General features: G+C 59.5%; 15 protein-coding genes. 11 read left to right on the top strand and 4 right to left on the bottom strand.

The features are described from left to right. Positions 1-47: 47 nt before the first annotated feature. Both ACYZT8_RS27520 and ACYZT8_RS27515 read right to left on the bottom strand, forming a co-directional pair. Entirely contained in the window at positions 48-935 is an 888-nt protein-coding gene (locus ACYZT8_RS27520) for a beta-keto acid cleavage family enzyme (RefSeq protein ID WP_461977386.1), read from the bottom strand. 75 nt (positions 936-1,010) lie between these two features. Next, entirely contained in the window at positions 1,011-1,955 is a 945-nt protein-coding gene (locus ACYZT8_RS27515) for a choline ABC transporter substrate-binding protein (RefSeq protein WP_461977384.1), read from the bottom strand. 211 nt (positions 1,956-2,166) lie between these two features. Here ACYZT8_RS27515 and ACYZT8_RS27510 point away from each other — a divergent pair, with 211 nt between their 5' ends. Then, entirely contained in the window at positions 2,167-3,111 is a 945-nt protein-coding gene (locus ACYZT8_RS27510) for a GlxA family transcriptional regulator (protein ID WP_461977382.1), read from the top strand. A gap of 132 nt (positions 3,112-3,243) precedes the next feature. On the opposite strand, the gene ACYZT8_RS27505 is transcribed toward ACYZT8_RS27510, so the two are convergent. After that, positions 3,244-3,660, bottom strand: coding sequence for a DUF3010 family protein (locus ACYZT8_RS27505; RefSeq protein WP_461977380.1), 417 nt, complete (start codon positions 3,658-3,660; stop codon positions 3,244-3,246). A gap of 270 nt (positions 3,661-3,930) precedes the next feature. On the opposite strand from ACYZT8_RS27505, the gene ACYZT8_RS27500 reads away from it, so the two are divergent. Further along, a complete protein-coding gene (locus tag ACYZT8_RS27500) occupies positions 3,931-4,227 on the top strand; it encodes a helix-turn-helix domain-containing protein (protein WP_461977378.1) in 297 nt (98 codons plus the stop codon). Then, the gene (locus ACYZT8_RS27495; RefSeq protein WP_461977376.1) at positions 4,224-5,462 is read left to right on the top strand and encodes a type II toxin-antitoxin system HipA family toxin; all 1,239 of its coding nucleotides are present in this window, start codon (positions 4,224-4,226) and stop codon (positions 5,460-5,462) included. Before ACYZT8_RS27500 ends, ACYZT8_RS27495 begins: the two co-directional genes overlap by 4 nt. A gap of 4 nt (positions 5,463-5,466) precedes the next feature. Here ACYZT8_RS27495 and ACYZT8_RS27490 read toward each other — a convergent pair whose 3' ends face one another. Then, the gene (locus tag ACYZT8_RS27490; RefSeq protein ID WP_461977374.1) at positions 5,467-5,868 is read right to left on the bottom strand and encodes a lysozyme inhibitor LprI family protein; all 402 of its coding nucleotides are present in this window, start codon (positions 5,866-5,868) and stop codon (positions 5,467-5,469) included. A gap of 236 nt (positions 5,869-6,104) precedes the next feature. On the opposite strand from ACYZT8_RS27490, the gene ACYZT8_RS27485 reads away from it, so the two are divergent. The 8 genes from ACYZT8_RS27485 (at position 6,105) to ACYZT8_RS27450 (ending at position 15,977) form a co-directional block, all read left to right on the top strand. Then, a complete protein-coding gene (locus tag ACYZT8_RS27485) occupies positions 6,105-7,082 on the top strand; it encodes a dipeptidase (protein ID WP_008033250.1) in 978 nt (325 codons plus the stop codon). 167 nt (positions 7,083-7,249) lie between these two features. Next, complete coding sequence (locus ACYZT8_RS27480; RefSeq protein WP_007947752.1) at positions 7,250-7,780, top strand: DUF5943 domain-containing protein; 531 nt, start codon at positions 7,250-7,252, stop codon at positions 7,778-7,780. A gap of 15 nt (positions 7,781-7,795) precedes the next feature. Next, on the top strand, positions 7,796-9,856 hold the full coding sequence (gene dgcA, locus ACYZT8_RS27475) for a dimethylglycine demethylation protein DgcA (RefSeq protein WP_008151900.1): 2,061 nt from the start codon (positions 7,796-7,798) through the stop codon (positions 9,854-9,856). Between the two features lie 208 nt (positions 9,857-10,064). Beyond that, complete coding sequence (gene dgcB, locus ACYZT8_RS27470; RefSeq protein ID WP_461977372.1) at positions 10,065-12,014, top strand: dimethylglycine demethylation protein DgcB; 1,950 nt, start codon at positions 10,065-10,067, stop codon at positions 12,012-12,014. Continuing rightward, on the top strand, positions 12,014-13,234 hold the full coding sequence (gene etfA, locus ACYZT8_RS27465) for an electron transfer flavoprotein subunit alpha (RefSeq protein ID WP_461977370.1): 1,221 nt from the start codon (positions 12,014-12,016) through the stop codon (positions 13,232-13,234). The genes dgcB and etfA overlap by 1 nt, the downstream gene beginning before the upstream one ends. A 15-nt stretch (positions 13,235-13,249) precedes the next feature. Beyond that, entirely contained in the window at positions 13,250-14,020 is a 771-nt protein-coding gene (etfB, locus tag ACYZT8_RS27460) for an electron transfer flavoprotein subunit beta (RefSeq protein WP_461977368.1), read from the top strand. 144 nt (positions 14,021-14,164) lie between these two features. Further along, positions 14,165-14,731: a GNAT family N-acetyltransferase gene (locus ACYZT8_RS27455; protein WP_461977366.1), complete on the top strand. Its 567-nt coding sequence runs from the start codon at positions 14,165-14,167 to the stop codon at positions 14,729-14,731. Positions 14,732-14,810: 79 nt separating this feature from the next. Next, complete coding sequence (locus ACYZT8_RS27450) at positions 14,811-15,977, top strand: retropepsin-like aspartic protease (RefSeq protein ID WP_461977364.1); 1,167 nt, start codon at positions 14,811-14,813, stop codon at positions 15,975-15,977. Positions 15,978-16,309: the final 332 nt, after the last annotated feature.

The following is a 16,309-nucleotide window of genomic DNA, read 5'->3' as shown; positions in this document are numbered from 1 at the left end:
CGCCATCGCGAGCAGGCTCGCTCCTACAGGGGGAAAGTGTGGTGGGGTCAGCCGCGCTTGGTCAGGCCCATTTTTGCCCGGCCTTCCGCCGGCGTCAGAACGCGGGCGCCAAGGCGGCTGAGAATTTCCGAGGCGCGTTCGACCAGTTGGCCGTTGGTCGCCAGCACGCCCTTGTCCAGCCAGATGTTGTCTTCCAGACCGACCCGCACGTTGCCGCCGAGCAGTACTGCTTGCGCCGCCATTGGCATCTGCATGCGACCGATGCCGAAGCCGGCCCATACTGCGTTTGCTGGCAGGTTGTCGACCATGGCTTTCATGGTGGTGGTGTCGGCCGGGGCGCCCCACGGGATGCCCAGGCACAGCTGGAACAGCGGGTTGTCGAGCAGGCCTTCCTTGATCAACTGTTTGGCGAACCACAGGTGACCGGTGTCGAATATTTCCAGCTCGGCCTTCACGCCCAGCTCTTGAATGCGTTTGGCGCCAGCCCGCAGTTGGGCCGGTGTGGACACGTAAATGGTGTCGCCGTCGCCGAAGTTCAGGGTGCCGCAATCGAGGGTGCAGATTTCCGGCAGCAGTTCTTCAACGTGGGCCAGACGGGTCAGCGGGCCGACCAGATCGGTGTTCGGGCCGAACTCCATCGGGTTCTCGCCCGCGCCGATTTCCAGGTCGCCGCCCATGCCGGCAGTGAGGTTGACGATGATGTCGACGTCGGCTTCGCGGATGCGCTCCATCACTTCGCGGTACAGCGCCACGTCACGGCTGAACTTGCCGGTTTCGGGGTTGCGCACGTGGCAGTGAACGACGGTGGCGCCGGCCTTGGCGGCTTCTATCGCGGCGGCGGCAATTTGTTTCGGGGTGACCGGCACGTGTGGGCTCTTGCTGGTCGTGTCGCCAGCACCGGTAAGTGCGCAGGTGATGATGACGTCGTGGTTCATGGGGCGGTTTCCTTGCAGGCGTGATGATTCCGTTCGCAGCCCGGTCGGGCTGCGATTCGGTGGTTCAATCGGGTTTTATTTGGTGGTCAGTTTCAGGTTTTCGGCCGCCGGTTTGCCATCGAAGGTGGTCACGCCTTCGAGCCAGCGTTGCTTGTCTTGCGGGTGATCTTTCAGCCATTGCTTGGCCGATTCGAAGGCGTCTTTGTGATCGAGCAGCGGCTGCATCATCCGGCTCTCGTCTTCGGCGGTGTAGGTCAGGTTGCTCAGCAATTTGCCAATGTTCGGGCATTGCTGCGCGTAGTTCGGCGAGGTGACGGTCCAGACCGTGGCCATACCTTCGTTCGGGCCCAGCGCGTCTTCGCTGCCAGTGAGATAAGTCATCTGCACGTTGACGTTCATCGGGTGTGGCGCCCAGCCGAAGAACACCACAGCCTCTTTGCGGCGCACGGCGCGATCTACCGCGGCGAGCATGCCGGCCTCGCTGGATTCGACCAGCTGGAATTTGCCGAGGCCAAACTGATTCTTGGCGATCATCGCCTTGATCTGGGTGTTGGCGCCGGAACCCGGCTCGATGCCGTAAATCTTGCCGCCCAGTTCTTTTTCGAACTTGGCGATGTCGGCGAAGGTTTTCAGGCCCTTGTCGGCGAGATAGGTCGGTACGGCAAGAGTGGCGCGAGCGTCTTTCAGGCTTGGCGCTTCAAGGACTTTGACCTGCTTGCCGTCGACGAAAGGCGTGATGGTCTGGGTCATCAGCGGGTTCCAGTAGCCCAGGAACAGGTCCAGGCGCTGGTCGCGGATCCCGGCGAAGATGATTTGCTGGGAAGCGCTGGTTTGTTTGGTGTTGTAGCCGAGGCCATCGAGCAGGACCTGGGTCATGGCGCTGGTGGCGATTACGTCGGTCCAGTTCACTACACCCATGCGCACGTTCTGGCATGAGGCAGGTTCGGCGGCCATGACGCTGGCGCTCAGGAAAGCGGTACCGCTGAGTGCAAGAACACAGCTGCTGATCAGTCGTTTCATCTCAGGTTTCCTCGGCAGTTCGTTATTGTGGGTCCGGTCGTCTTCGTGCGCCGGTGATGCCCAAGTTACGCAGCTTGAAGCCCGTCAAAGCGCACTACGGCGACCAGCTCTTGCACTGCAGCGACCTGCGCTCTTGAATGCCGTCGGCAAGTGGCGTATCAACGTCCACACGCTCCCCGCCCTCTCGCTACCTGCCAATCGAGTGCGCACCATGTCCCAGGATTTCTACTTCATGTTGATGCCGGGTTTCTCGGCCATCGGATTCATCTCGGCCATCGAGCCGCTGCGGGTCGCCAATCGCTTTCGCGGCGAGTTGTATCGCTGGCATGTGCTGAGCGCGGACGGCGGGGCAGTGCTGGCCAGCAACGGCATGTCGGTCAACGCCGATGCGGCGCTGGAGCCGCTGAAGAAAGGTGCAACCCTGCTGGTGGTCGCCGGTTTCGAACCGCTGAAGTTCGCCACTCCTGCGCTGGAACACTGGCTACGCCGCCTGGACAACGAAGGCGTGACCCTCGGCGCCATCGACACCGGCAGTTTCGTCCTCGCCGAAGCCGGCCTGCTCGACGGCCATCGCCTGACCCTGCACTGGGAAGCCATCGACGCGTTCAAGGAGTCTTATCCACAGCTCAGCGTTACCCAGGAACTGTTCGAGATCGACCGCCGCCGCATCACTTCTGCGGGCGGCACAGCATCCATCGACCTGATGCTCGACCTCATCGCCCAGGCCCACGGCCCGGAACTGGCGATCCAGGTCAGCGAACAATTCGTACTCGGCCGCATCCGCCCACGCAAAGACCACCAGCGCATGGAAGTCGCCACGCGGTATGGCATCAGCAACAAGAAACTCGTTCACGTGATCGGCGAGATGGAACAGCACAGCGAACCGCCGCTGAGCACGCTTGAGTTAGCCGAATCGATCAAGGTGACGCGGCGGCAGCTGGAGCGCCTGTTTCGCCTGCATTTGAACGACACACCGAGCAATTTCTACCTGCGGTTAAGGCTGGAGAAGGCGCGGCAGTTGTTGCGGCAAACGGACATGAGTGTGCTGGAAGTGAGCATTGCTTGCGGGTTTGAATCGCCGTCGTATTTCACCCGCAGTTATCGGGCGCGGTTTGAACGGTGTCCAAGGGAAGACCGGCGTACTGCGAAAGCATGAACAGCAGAGAAACCTGTGGGAGCCGGGCTTGCCCGCGATGGGGCCGGCACTTTCAACATTGGTGTTGACTGACACACCGCAATCGCGGGCAAGCCCGGCTCCCACAGGTTCTATGTGTCGGCGATAATTGAGTTACTTCTTCATCAGGGCCGAACACGCCGCTTTATAAGCCTCATGCTGATACTTGTTCAGCGTCTCCGGCAGTGCGAAATCAAACTTCTTGTTCTGCGCATTAATCGTCTGCGGCGACAGCAACGTCACCTCGCAACTCTCCAGCAACTGAAAAACGCCCTCGATCTTGAACGTGGTCGGCCCGCCGGCGAACTCACCTTTCTTGCTGCGTTTCTTGATCGCGATCCGGTCGATGGAATTCTCGCGCACAAACGACGCAACCTGAGCGGCAAACACTTTGACGTTCGCGGCTTCGTCGTCATCGTCGAGGGCGATTTTCTTGGTGGCCAGGGCGACATGGCCAAGCGTCTGACCGTCCAGGGAAGCCACGGCGATGATCGCTTCGCTGCCTTTGATTTCGATGCCGCAGATTTTCATTTTCAATCCTTCCCCGAATGGTGATGTGCAGCTTACAGCTTAAGTTGATCCGCCCTGATGCAAAAAGCCCCGATGATTTTCTGACCGCGATTGTTTACGGCTTGGCCGAGGCGCTTGTCCGGTAGAGCGGGTAGGAAAAATTTATACATAAAAGATAAAATGTTGTCTTTTAATAAGTAATTTGTCTAATAAAAGATTAAATATAGTCTATTAAATCTAATGATTATCTCGCACTGCTACACTTGCTCACACTCCAAATGAGGTCGACTCATGGCCCTTACCCATATCCTCTATTCCCCCGGAGAGATCGCTTTGCAGATTGCCGGGAATGCCAAGCGTCTGAGACTCAGCAAGAACCTTTCGCGACGTACGCTCTCGCAAAAATCAGGTGTCCCTGAGTCGAATATCAAGCGCTTTGAAACGACCGGGAAGATTTCGCTGGATGGGTTGTTACTGATCTCGATCTGCCTCGGGGCAGAAGGGCCGCTGACCAATTTGTTCGCCTCGACCCAGTCGCTGACGCTTCAAGAACTGAAAAACTACGAAAGGGCTCGTGGCCGACAATGAAATCCGTCAACGCACTCAGCGTCATGCTTCAAGGATCACGGGTCGGTGAACTGGTCGCGATTCCTCGTCAGGGTGTGTTCTTTTCCTATGACCCGGGCTGGTTGGCGAAAGGATTCAACCTTGCGCCGTTTCATATGGATTTCTCGGTCAAACCCCAAAGGGCGGCTGACCCGCTGCTGTTTGACGGCCTGCACGGTGCCTTCAGCGATTCGCTGCCCGATGGCTGGGGATTGCTGCTCATGGATCGATTCTTCCTAAGTCAGTTGAGAATCGAGCGACACGCAATCGGACCGCTGGATCGCCTGGCCTACATGGGCAATCGCAGCATGGGTGCGCTTGAATACGTGCCGATGTTCGAAACCGTTGAAACAGACGAAGACCTCGATCTGGCCGCCCTCTACGAGGCATCACAAACGATACTTTCAGGCAGCGCTGACGAGGTCATCAATTCTCTGCGACTGGCGGGCGGCTCCCCCGGTGGTGCCCGGCCCAAAGCGGTCATTGGTCTTTCGCCGGACAAGCGGCGCGCCGTTTCGTCATTCGGTGAAATGCCCGAGGGGTATGAGCACTGGTTGATCAAATTCCGCTGTGAAGAAGAGCATCGTGATAGCGGTGCTATTGAGCAGGCATATGCACTGATGGCTCGTCGGGCCGGGGTCGAAATTTCCGAGTCAAAGTTGTTTCAGGTAGATACCACCAAAGGTGCAGAACAATTCTTCGCCACGAAACGCTTCGATCGGCAAGACGGTTCCAAGCGCCACATGCTTACCGCTGCGGCGATTCTATACGCCGATTTCCGTGCGCCGAGCCTCGATTACAGCGATTTACTGCGAGCGACTTGGGCAATGACCAAGAACGCGGTCGAGGTCGAGAAAATGGCCCGGTTGATGGTCTTTAACGCGCTCGCTCATAACCACGACGATCATGCGAAGAACTTCTCGTTTTTTGGCGACAAGGACGGCTGGACAATGGCGCCGGCCTACGACCTGACCTTTTCCAGCACTGCAGGGCGTGGCAACGAACACACCACGGCATTCGCGGGAAAAGGCATGCCCACACGCAAGGTGCTTGTTGAGGTGTGCAAACCTTTCAGTTTCCTTGAGCCCGAACGTTACATCGAACAAACACTGAATGCTTTTTCCGAGTGGAGTATCTGTTGCGCCGATCTGGAGATCGATAAAGCGGCGAGCAAAAAACTGCTGACCGCGCTTGAGTCAGTGTGGCAGGCGCTCTAACGCCTTATTCCTGCCCAATCGACTCCAAAAACTCCGACCGCTCATCACTCATCCGCGCCACGCAATCATTCTGCGCAATCGTAAACGCCTTGCTCCCACTGGTCGCCGGAAACGCTTCAACCGCGCAATCCGCATCCCGGGTCTTCAGCCACTGCTGTTGTGCAGCCTTGAGCTTGGCGGTGATGTCGGCCAATTGCGCCTGATTCTTGCCGTAGGCCATTTGCATCCGCTCGTTCAGGCTTTGGTAGTTGTCTTTGAGCAGGTCTTCGGCGGTGGTTCGGCTGTAGGCGGAGCATTCCAGGGTCTGGACCTCGTTTTCGACCTTGTCGCAGGGGTTGTCGTCGGCCTCTTCAACCGCGTGTACGCCGGTCGCTATCAGTGCCAAAGCCAGGAAGATCGTTCTCATTGCGACGCAGCCCCTATTTTTCAGTGCCTATTCAGTAATACAGCGAATTCTGGCCCATGCAGCAGCCCTTGAACAGGTGGGCGATTGCGCCCATCGACGACCCTTTGTCGCGGATTGACGCTTTCGGCAAACCCCCTGTCGTTTTTGCACCCGGCTGCACCGGTACTCAGGCATATGCTGGCCCCAAAGCGCCGGCACACGATTCGGCGCATGAATCGCTAATAGGGGACAGCCTGATGAGCCCAGCCGAATTGCACGCCGACAGCATCGTTATCGACGGGCTGATTATTGCCAAGTGGAACCGTGAGCTGTTCGAAGACATGCGCAAGGGCGGTCTGACCGCGGCCAACTGCACCGTGTCGGTGTGGGAGGGCTTCCAGGCCACCGTCAACAACATCGCTGCCAGCCAGAAACTGATCCGCGAAAACAGCGACCTGGTGATTCCGGTGCGCACCACCGCCGATATCCGCAAGGCCAAGGAGCAGGGCAAGACCGGCATCCTCTTCGGCTTCCAGAATGCTCACGCCTTTGAAGACCAGATCGGCTATGTCGAGGTGTTCAAGCAGCTCGGCGTCGGTATCGTGCAGATGTGCTACAACACCCAGAACCTGGTGGGCACCGGTTGCTACGAGCGCGACGGCGGCCTGTCGGGTTTCGGTCGCGAAATCGTTGCCGAGATGAACCGCGTCGGGGTCATGTGCGACCTGTCCCACGTCGGTTCGAAAACTTCCGAAGAAGTCATCCTCGAATCCAAGAAGCCGGTCTGCTACTCCCACTGCCTGCCGTCGGGCCTGAAAATCCACCCGCGCAACAAATCCGATGAAGAACTGAAGTTCATTGCCGATCACGGCGGATTCGTCGGCGTGACCATGTTCGCGCCGTTCCTCGCCAAGGGCATTGACTCGACCATCGACGATTACGCCGAAGCCATCGAATACACCATGAACATCGTCGGCGAAGACGCCATCGGCATCGGCACCGACTTCACCCAGGGCCATGGCCAGGACTTCTTCGAATACCTGACCCATGACAAGGGCTACGCCCGCCGTCTGACCAGCTTCGGCAAGATCATCAACCCGCTGGGCATCCGCACCGTCGGCGAGTTCCCGAACCTGACCGAAACCCTGCTCAAGCGCGGCCACTCCGAGCGCGTGGTCCGCAAGATCATGGGCGAGAACTGGGTCAACGTTCTCAAGGACGTCTGGGGCGAATAAACCCCTTTGAAACAACGATTCCTGTAGCAGCTGCCGAGGCACGAGGCTGCGTTGCGGTCCGCAGGACCGCCCTCGGGGGCCGCTTCGCCGCCCAACGCAGCCTCGCAGGCTCGACAGCTGCTACGGCTACCTATCGCCTCAACATTATGAATTCCGGAGTTTTACCCATGGCCAAGATCGCCCCGCAATTGCCAATCGAAGTCGACAGCGAAACCGGTGTCTGGACCTCCGACGCCCTGCCAATGCTGTACGTACCGCGTCACTTCTTCGTCAACAACCACATGGGCATCGAAGAGGTTTTGGGCGCGGAAGCCTACGCCGAGATTCTCTACAAGGCCGGCTACAAATCCGCCTGGCACTGGTGTGAAAAAGAAGCTGAATGCCACGGTCTGGAAGGCGTCGCGGTGTTCGAGCACTACATGAAGCGCCTGTCGCAGCGCGGCTGGGGGCTGTTCAAGATCCAGGACATTGACCTCGACAAAGGCACCGCCAGCGTCAAACTCGAACACTCGGCGTTCGTCTACGTGTACGGCAAGGTCGGGCGCAAGGTCGACTACATGTTCACTGGCTGGTTTGCCGGTGCCATGGACCAGATTCTGCAGGCCCGCGGCAGCAAGATCCGCACCGTTGCCGAACAGGTTTACGGTGGCTCCGAAGAAGGCCACGACGACGGTTTGTTCACCGTCAAGCCGTTGTAAGTCGAGGAACCCGCCATGGCTTTCGAAGCAATGTTCCAGCCGATCCAGATCGGCAAACTGACCATCCGCAACCGCGTGCTCAGCACCGCGCACGCCGAGGTCTACGCGACCGACGGCGGCATGACCACCGACCGGTACGTCAAGTATTACGAAGAGAAAGCCAAGGGCGGGATCGGCTTGGCGATTTGCGGCGGTTCCTCCAGCGTGGCCATCGACAGCCCGCAAGGCTGGTGGAAGTCGGTCAACCTGGCCGACGACCGGATCATTCCGCACTTCCAGAACCTGGCCGATGCCATGCACAAGCATGGCGCCAAGATCATGATCCAGATTACCCACATGGGTCGTCGTTCCCGCTGGGACGGCGAGCATTGGCCAACCCTGCTGTCGCCGTCGGGCATCCGTGAACCGGTGCACCGTGCGACCTGCAAAACCATCGAGCCGGAAGAAATCTGGCGGGTGATCGGCAACTACGCCAGCGCTGCGGCACGGGCCAAGGCCGGTGGCCTCGACGGCGTCGAACTGTCCGCCGTACACCAGCACATGATCGACCAGTTCTGGAGCCCGCGCGTCAACAAACGTACCGACGAATGGGGCGGTAGCTTCGAAAACCGCATGCGTTTCGGCCTGGAAGTGATCAAGGCTGTGCGGGCTGAAGTCGGCCCGGATTTCTGCGTCGGCATCCGTCTGTGCGGTGACGAGTTCCACCCGGACGGTTTGTCCCACGAAGACATGAAGCAGATCGCCAAGTACTACGACGACACCGGCATGATCGACTTCATCGGCGTGGTCGGTTCGGGTTGCGACACCCACAACACCCTGGCCAACGTTATCCCCAACATGAGTTATCCACCGGAGCCGTTCCTGCATTTGGCGGCCGGTATCAAGGAAGTGGTCAAGGCGCCGGTGCTGCACGCCCAGAACATCAAGGACCCGAACCAGGCGACCCGTATTCTGGAAGGCGGCTACGTGGACATGGTCGGCATGACCCGCGCCCACATCGCCGACCCGCACCTGATCGCCAAGATCAAAATGGGCCAAGTCGACCAGATCAAACAATGCGTCGGCGCCAACTACTGCATCGACCGTCAGTACCAGGGCCTGGACGTGCTGTGCATCCAGAACGCCGCGACGTCCCGTGAATATATGGGCGTGCCGCACATCATCGAGAAATCGACCGGTGTGAAGCGCAAGGTCGTGGTGGTCGGTGCCGGCCCTGCCGGAATGGAAGCGGCTCGCGTGTCGGCTGAACGTGGCCACGACGTGACCCTGTTCGAGAAGAAAGAATTCATCGGCGGGCAGATCACCACCGCTTCGAAAGCCCCGCAGCGTGACCAGATCGCTGGTATCACTCGCTGGTTTCAGCTGGAACTGGCGCGTCTGAAAGTCGATCTGCGTCTGGGCGTGGCGGCCGATGCGGCGACCATTCTCGACCTGCGTCCGGACGTGGTGGTACTCGCCGTCGGCGGTCATCCATTCCTGGAGCAGAACGAGCACTGGGGCGCGGCTGAAGGCCTGGTGGTCAGCAGCTGGGACATCCTCGATGGCAAGGTCGCACCGGGCAAGAACGTGCTGGTCTACGACACCATTTGCGAATTCACCGGGATGTCGACCGCCGACTTCCTCGCCGACAAGGGCAGCCAGGTCGAGATCGTCACTGACGACATCAAGCCGGGCGTAGCGATTGGCGGCACCTCGTTCCCGACGTACTACCGCAGCATGTACCCGAAAGAAGTGATCATGACCGGGGACATGATGCTGGAGAAGGTCTACCGCGAAGGCGACAAGCTGGTGGCGGTGCTGGAAAACGAATACACCGGCGCCAAAGAGGAGCGGGTGGTGGACCAGGTCGTCGTCGAAAACGGCGTGCGTCCGGACGAAGAAATCTACTACGCCATGAAGGAAGGCTCACGCAACAAAGGCCAGATGGACATCGAAGCCCTGTTCGCGATCAAGCCGCAACCTTCGTTGAGTCAGGCGGGCGATGGCTATTTGCTGTTCCGCATCGGCGACTGCGTGGCGCAACGCAACACACACGCGGCGATCTACGACGCCCTGCGGTTGTGCAAGGATTTCTAACAGATCACCACCATCACCTGTGGCGAGGGAGCTTGCTCCCGCTGGGATGCGAAGCAGCCCCAAAACCTGCAGTCGAGGTGTATCAGGTATGCACCTGGACTGTTTTGGGAGCGCTTCGCGCTCCAGCGGGAGCAAGCTCCCTCGCCACAAGTAGGTGCGTCGCTCTCATCGGCGCGCACATGACCCCGAGGTCTTTGGGAGCTCCACCATGTTGAACACCCTTCTTCCAATCCTGTTGTTCGCAGCCCTGGGCCTCGCTGTCCTCGGCGCGTTGCGGCGGGTGGCCATGTGGCGTCGAGGCCGGGCTTCGAAAGTCGACCTGATCGGCGGCCTGTTCGCCATGCCCAAGCGTTACATGGTCGATTTGCACCACGTCGTCGCGCGGGACAAATACATCGCCAACACCCACGTGGCTACGGCCGGTGGCGCGGTGGCGTCCATCGTGCTGGCGATTCTGGTTCACGGGTTTGGCCTGCATAACCGCATTCTCGGTTACGCGCTGTTGTTGATGACGGTGGTGATGTTCGTCGGTGCGATCTTTGTGTACCTGCGTCGTCGCAATCCGCCGGCTCGCCTGTCCAAAGGGCCGTGGATGCGCCTGCCGAAAAGCCTGTTGGCGTTCTCGGCGAGCTTCTTCCTGTTGACCCTGCCGGTCGCCGGCATCCTTCCGGAAAACTTCGGCGGTTGGGTGGTGGCAGCGATCCTCTTCGTCGGTGTGCTGTGGGGCGTCAGCGAACTGTTCTTCGGCATGACCTGGGGCGGACCGATGAAGCACGCCTTCGCCGGTGCTTTGCATCTGGCCTGGCACCGACGCGCCGAGCGTTTTGGTGGCGGCCGTTCCACCGGTTTGAAACCGCTGGACCTGAACGACCCGACCGCGCCACTGGGCGTGGAAAAACCCAAGGATTTCACCTGGAATCAGCTGCTCGGTTTCGACGCCTGCGTGCAGTGCGGTAAATGCGAAGCCGCGTGCCCGGCGTTCGCCGCCGGCCAGCCGCTGAACCCGAAAAAACTGATTCAAGACATGGTCGTCGGCCTGGCCGGTGGCACCGATGCGAAGTTTGCCGGCAGCCCGTATCCGGGCAAAGCCATCGGCGAACACGCCGGCAATCCGCATCAACCGATCGTCAACGGTCTGGTGGACGCCGAAACCCTGTGGTCCTGCACCACTTGCCGCGCCTGCGTCGAGGAATGCCCGATGATGATCGAGCACGTCGATGCCATCGTCGACATGCGCCGCCATCTGACCCTGGAAAAAGGCGCGACCCCGAACAAGGGTGCCGAAGTCCTGGAAAACCTGATCGCCACCGACAACCCGGGCGGTTTCGCGCCGGGCGGACGGATGAACTGGGCGGCGGACTTGAATCTCAATCTGCTCAGCGAGAAGAAGTCTGTCGACGTGCTGTTCTGGGTCGGCGACGGCGCCTTCGATATGCGCAACCAGCGCACGTTGCGCGCCTTCGTCAAAGTGCTGAAAGCGGCCAAGGTCGACTTCGCGGTGCTGGGTCTTGAAGAGCGCGATAGCGGTGACGTAGCCCGACGTCTGGGCGACGAGGCGACCTTCCAGTTGTTGGCCAAACGCAACATCCAGACCTTGGCCAAGTACAGCTTCAACCGCATCGTCACCTGCGACCCGCACAGCTTCCACGTGCTGAAAAACGAATACGGTGCCTTCGACGGCAACTACCTCGTGCAGCACCACAGCACCTACATGGCCGAAATCATCGGCGCTGGCGCCCTGAACCTCGGCCAGCACAAAGGCAGCAGCGTGACCTATCACGACCCGTGCTACCTCGGCCGTTACAACGGCGAATACGAGGCGCCGCGTGAAGTGCTGCGCGCCCTCGGAATTGAAGTGAAAGAAATGCAACGTTCCGGTTTCCGCTCGCGCTGCTGTGGCGGCGGTGGCGGCGCGCCGATCACCGACATTCCCGGCAAGCAACGGATCCCCGACATGCGCATGGAAGACATCCGCGAAACCGGCGCCGAACTGGTGGCCGTGGGTTGTCCACAATGCACCGCGATGCTTGAAGGCGTGGTCGAACCCCGTCCGCTGATCAAGGACATCGCCGAGCTGGTGGCCGACGCGTTGCTTGAAGACGCAGCGCCAAGCAAACCATCAACACCGGCCCAACGTGAACCTGCGGAGGCCCACTGATGAGCGACATTATCCGCCGCGACCCCCGCGCTGAATGGATTGCCCGTAACCGCCTGCACCCGCTGCACGCGGCCATGCAACCGGCGCAACACAGCTGGATGGGGCCGAATGGCGTCATCCGCAAGAACCTGCATGGCATCGGTTTTATCGGTCCCAACGGCATCAAGCGGATTGACCGCAGCGGTGCTCAGCAGGGCGGGGCGACCAAACGCTCGGCCGCCGTTGAAGTGCAATTGCCGCTGCATCAAGTGCCTGCACCGGCGTTCTACATCAGCGTGGTGCCGGACATGGTCGGCGGCCGCTTGAGCAGCCACGACAAGGACTTGCTGGGCCTGGCCCACCAGTTGGCCGGCAAGGACGGTGCGGTATTGGCCGTGGTCTTCGGCGAACACAAGGAAAACGCCTTCGCCACCGCGGGTGTCGATCGCTTGCTGGCACTGGATGGCGACGAATTCAGCGGTTATGCACCGGAACAACGGGTTCAGGGCCTGCGGGCTGTGGATAACCAGTTCAGCCCGCGTCATTGGCTGCTGCCCGATAGCCGCAGCGGTGGCGGTGAACTGGGTCGGCGCTTTGCCGCTGCACTGGGCGAGCGTCCGGCTACGCGGGTCTGGCAGGTCAAGGATCAGGAATGCATCGGCCGCGCCGGTGCCGGGTTACAGGACCTTGCGCGGCCGGTTGCGCGGTTGATTCTGGCCGCCGTCGAATGCGCCGAACCGGTCAGCGAAACCCGTCACGAAGCCTTGCCGGTGGAGTTATCCACAGCGGTCGCGCGCAGTTTGTCGCGGATCGAAGATTTGGGCGCGGTGGCAGTGGACCCGGCGGCGATTCCGATGGCCGAAGCCGAATTCATCTTCTCCGGCGGCAACGGGGTCAAGGACTGGGGACTTTTCCACAGGACGGCCGAAGCGCTGGGCGCTACCGAAGGCGCATCTCGTGTGGCGGTGGACGATGGCTTCATGGCTCGTGACCGTCAGGTCGGCGCGTCCGGCACCTGGGTCACCGCACGGGTCTACGTGGCCGTGGGGATTTCCGGGGCGATCCAGCACCTGCAAGGCATCGGTGCCTGCGACAAGGTGGTGGCGATCAACCTCGATCCGGGCTGCGACATGATCAAACGGGCCGACCTGTCGGTGATCGGCGAGAGTGCCGAGATTCTTCAAGCCTTGATCGTGGCGGTAGAGGCTTACCGCAACGAAGCCAAGCGCGATGCGGCTTAAGGAAAGGAAAGGGTTATGAGCACGAAAATCATCAGCCTGGTGTCCATCGGCGCCCACCCGACCTCTGGCCGGCCACGTCGCGCGGAGCAGGATGCGCGCGCGGTGGAACTGGGCCTGCAACTGGCTGGGGATAACCTGCAAGTGCTGCATGCCGGCGACGTCGCGGAACCGGCGCTGCGCGCTTATCTGGGCATGGGCCTGGAGCAGTTGCATGTGCTGGAGCAACCTTCAGGCGCCGATGCATTGCCGGCATTGACCGCGTATTTGCGCGACGCCGGAGCTCAGGTTGTGCTGACCGGCAGCCAGGCGGAAACCGGTGAAGGCTCGGGCATGTTGCCGTTCCTGCTGGCGGAAAGCCTCGGCTGGCCGTTGGTGGTCGGGCTCGCTCAGGTGGAATCCATCGATGGCAGTTCGGCGCTGGTGCTGCAAGCTTTGCCCCGTGGTCAGCGTCGTCGTTTGAAGGTTCGGCTGCCGTTTCTCGCGACGGTGGATAACGCCGCGCCGAAGCCTCGGCAGAGCGCTTATGGGCCGGCCCGTCGTGGTGTTTTGCAGGCTGATGAAGTCGAAGTGATTGACGATGAATTGTTGGCCGTCGCCACGCTGCAACCGGCCAAGCCACGGCCTAAACGCTTGAAAGTGATCAAGGCCAAGAGCGGCGCGGACCGGATGAAAGCCGCGACGGCCAAGGCCAGTGGCGGTGGCGGGCAGGTGCTCAAGGGGTTGAGCGCTGAAGCGGGGGCTGAGGCGATCCTCAAGTTGCTGGTCGAAGAAGGCGTGGTCCGCTAACTCAATTTCACCACTATCCACTGTGGGAGCGAGCTTGCTCGCGATGGCGGTGTATAAGTCAACATAAATGCTGAATGAAAGACCGCTATCGCGAGCAAGCTCGCTCCCACAGGGGCGGGTGTTACCGACATTTATGGGGAAACAATGGCAGTTGAATTTCGTTCGGCAGTGCGCGCGGATGCGCGTGAGATTGCGCGTCTGTTTCAAATCACATCAGAGGGGGCTGCCGATTACATCTGGAGCCAATTGGCGCAGCCCGGGCAGGATCTGCTGGACGTCGGCGCCATCCGTTACGCCCGCGACGATGTGGATTTTTCATGGCAGAACTGCCTGATCGCCGAGTCCGATGGCAACGTCATTGGCATGCTGCACAGCTACGTGATGCGTCACGATCCCCTGGCAGAACCGACGACCGATCCGGTCCTGGCGCCCTACGCAAAGATGGAAATCCCCGACACTCTCTACATCTCCAGCCTGGCGCTGCATGAGGGCTGGCGGAACCAGGGCCTGGGCAAGCAATTCCTCGCCTACGCTTACGACCGTGCCAGCGAGCTTGGGCTCAATGGCTTGAGCCTGATCGACTACGCCGCCAACACCGGCGCTCGCCGGTTTTACGAGCGCCATGGCTTCCGAATCGTCGACACCTGCCAGATCACACCCCATCCGATGATTCGAGTCACGGGCGAGGCCTACCTGATGTATCGGCCCTAGTGAGCTACATTTCACTATGAGTTGCCCAACGCGGCAGCAGCGCTAATTCATAAAACGCGTGTTCAACAATGGGTTGACCATGAACGCGGTCAGTCAGCGTGAGACATGTCTGATCTGTGCCGTGATGGTGCTTATGTCCACGTGTTCGACAGCTGGCGCCAGCAAAGAAGAACCGGATTTTTACCGTTGGCTGGCGTCGGAACAGGGACAAACAGCCTCCCTGGCGCAGATGCAGCAACAGTGCGACAAGGTGTTGGCGGCTGCTGAAAACCTCAATTGTTCGGTGTCCGTGTTCGCCCGAATATTCGAGGCCAAAGCCGCCAACCAGCTTCCCGACTACTATATGGCGATCAAGCGTCGTCATGCCCGGGCAATCGCGATCGACCCCGAACTCAACGTGTTATTTTCCATGTTCGGCAGCCAGTCGATCGCGACGTTGCGCAAGGTCGCCGATTTTTCCGTGGAGAGAACGAAGCGTCACGAAGTCCTGGCGATTTACCCTTACGCCAGTGACGGTTACGTGATTGAGGAGGTCCTGCCCTACATCGATGTCTCGGCGGCCAATGGTTTCTCGTCACGCTTCATCCTGGACACGGGTGCCCCTCAAACCCGAGTCAACGCCGCAACCGCGAAGCGAATGGGGATCAAGTTGTTATCCGACTCTCATTACGGCTACAGCACGTTTTATGGTGAGCGCGACCTGTCGGCCAAACTCGGGATACTCAAGTCGTTAAAGATCGGCGAAAGTGAATTCAGGAATGTGCTGGTGTTTGTCAGTGACCGGGACAACCTGTTGGGGCTGGACCTGATCGGCAAGTTGGGGCGCCTGAAAATAACGAAGAAAACCCTGGAGCTTAACGCCCAGCCTCCCGCCCGATGTGATTCGCCGATCACGCACACGCGCATGGACATCAATCAACGATTGACCATCGCCGCACGACTGGATCGTCGGGCAACCCTGGCGATTATTGATACCGGCAACGTTGATTACTTGACATCCGCCGCGCCGGGCAACACACCCATTCACGTCGCCACCAAGCCCCACTCCCAAACCTTCCAGGGCGAGTTGAATCTGTCAGGGCATACAGCAACGGTCACTTATAAACACTATCCGAGCTTTACGATCCCATCGTCGATATTGGCGGGGCGGTACGTGCCTTCGATTTTGTTCGGGTGGCGGGCATTCGACGACTATGAGCTCAATCTGGACATCGACTCGGGCCGGTCGTGTTTCAACAGGAGCTGATTATGGCTAAGATTTTTTCGTAGGAAAAAAGAATATTATCTGTCAGCTCTATTGGTTATTGGCGTAACTCCTTTCTTATAGTGCATGTCTTCAGATATTTATTGGGCGCAAGTATTGCTAATTATCTTCGGTTTCTTTGACGTTTACTTGTTTATATATCAATGACTTGCCTTTGTTTTGTCAGAGTTTGCAGCTGTTTAAATTCAATCTGATAGCGTCCTACAATGCCCCGGAGTGGACCTGCGGATTAGATAATTGAGGGCTTGTTCAATGATTTTTGTTGAGCTATATTTTTTCGAGCGCTGTTACATGGTGGCTATTGAATCAGCTTT

The sequence above is a fragment of the Pseudomonas sp. LB3P93 genome (genome assembly GCF_054898025.1).
Note: the sequence above shows the minus strand (reverse complement) of the source record. Positions and strands in the feature narration are given on the sequence as shown.

Bases quoted from the DNA above. Each gene is read 5' to 3' on its own strand.
- ACYZT8_RS27520 (WP_461977386.1), bottom strand. From the start codon at position 935: ATGAACCACGACGTCATCATCACCTGCGCACTTACCGGTGCTGGCGAC.
- ACYZT8_RS27515 (WP_461977384.1), bottom strand. From the start codon at position 1,955: ATGAAACGACTGATCAGCAGCTGTGTTCTTGCACTCAGCGGTACCGCT.
- ACYZT8_RS27510 (WP_461977382.1), top strand. From the start codon at position 2,167: ATGTCCCAGGATTTCTACTTCATGTTGATGCCGGGTTTCTCGGCCATC.
- ACYZT8_RS27505 (WP_461977380.1), bottom strand. From the start codon at position 3,660: ATGAAAATCTGCGGCATCGAAATCAAAGGCAGCGAAGCGATCATCGCC.
- ACYZT8_RS27500 (WP_461977378.1), top strand. From the start codon at position 3,931: ATGGCCCTTACCCATATCCTCTATTCCCCCGGAGAGATCGCTTTGCAG.
- ACYZT8_RS27495 (WP_461977376.1), top strand. From the start codon at position 4,224: ATGAAATCCGTCAACGCACTCAGCGTCATGCTTCAAGGATCACGGGTC.
- ACYZT8_RS27490 (WP_461977374.1), bottom strand. From the start codon at position 5,868: ATGAGAACGATCTTCCTGGCTTTGGCACTGATAGCGACCGGCGTACAC.
- ACYZT8_RS27485 (WP_008033250.1), top strand. From the start codon at position 6,105: ATGAGCCCAGCCGAATTGCACGCCGACAGCATCGTTATCGACGGGCTG.
- ACYZT8_RS27480 (WP_007947752.1), top strand. From the start codon at position 7,250: ATGGCCAAGATCGCCCCGCAATTGCCAATCGAAGTCGACAGCGAAACC.
- dgcA (WP_008151900.1), top strand. From the start codon at position 7,796: ATGGCTTTCGAAGCAATGTTCCAGCCGATCCAGATCGGCAAACTGACC.
- dgcB (WP_461977372.1), top strand. From the start codon at position 10,065: ATGTTGAACACCCTTCTTCCAATCCTGTTGTTCGCAGCCCTGGGCCTC.
- etfA (WP_461977370.1), top strand. From the start codon at position 12,014: ATGAGCGACATTATCCGCCGCGACCCCCGCGCTGAATGGATTGCCCGT.
- etfB (WP_461977368.1), top strand. From the start codon at position 13,250: ATGAGCACGAAAATCATCAGCCTGGTGTCCATCGGCGCCCACCCGACC.
- ACYZT8_RS27455 (WP_461977366.1), top strand. From the start codon at position 14,165: ATGGCAGTTGAATTTCGTTCGGCAGTGCGCGCGGATGCGCGTGAGATT.
- ACYZT8_RS27450 (WP_461977364.1), top strand. From the start codon at position 14,811: ATGAACGCGGTCAGTCAGCGTGAGACATGTCTGATCTGTGCCGTGATG.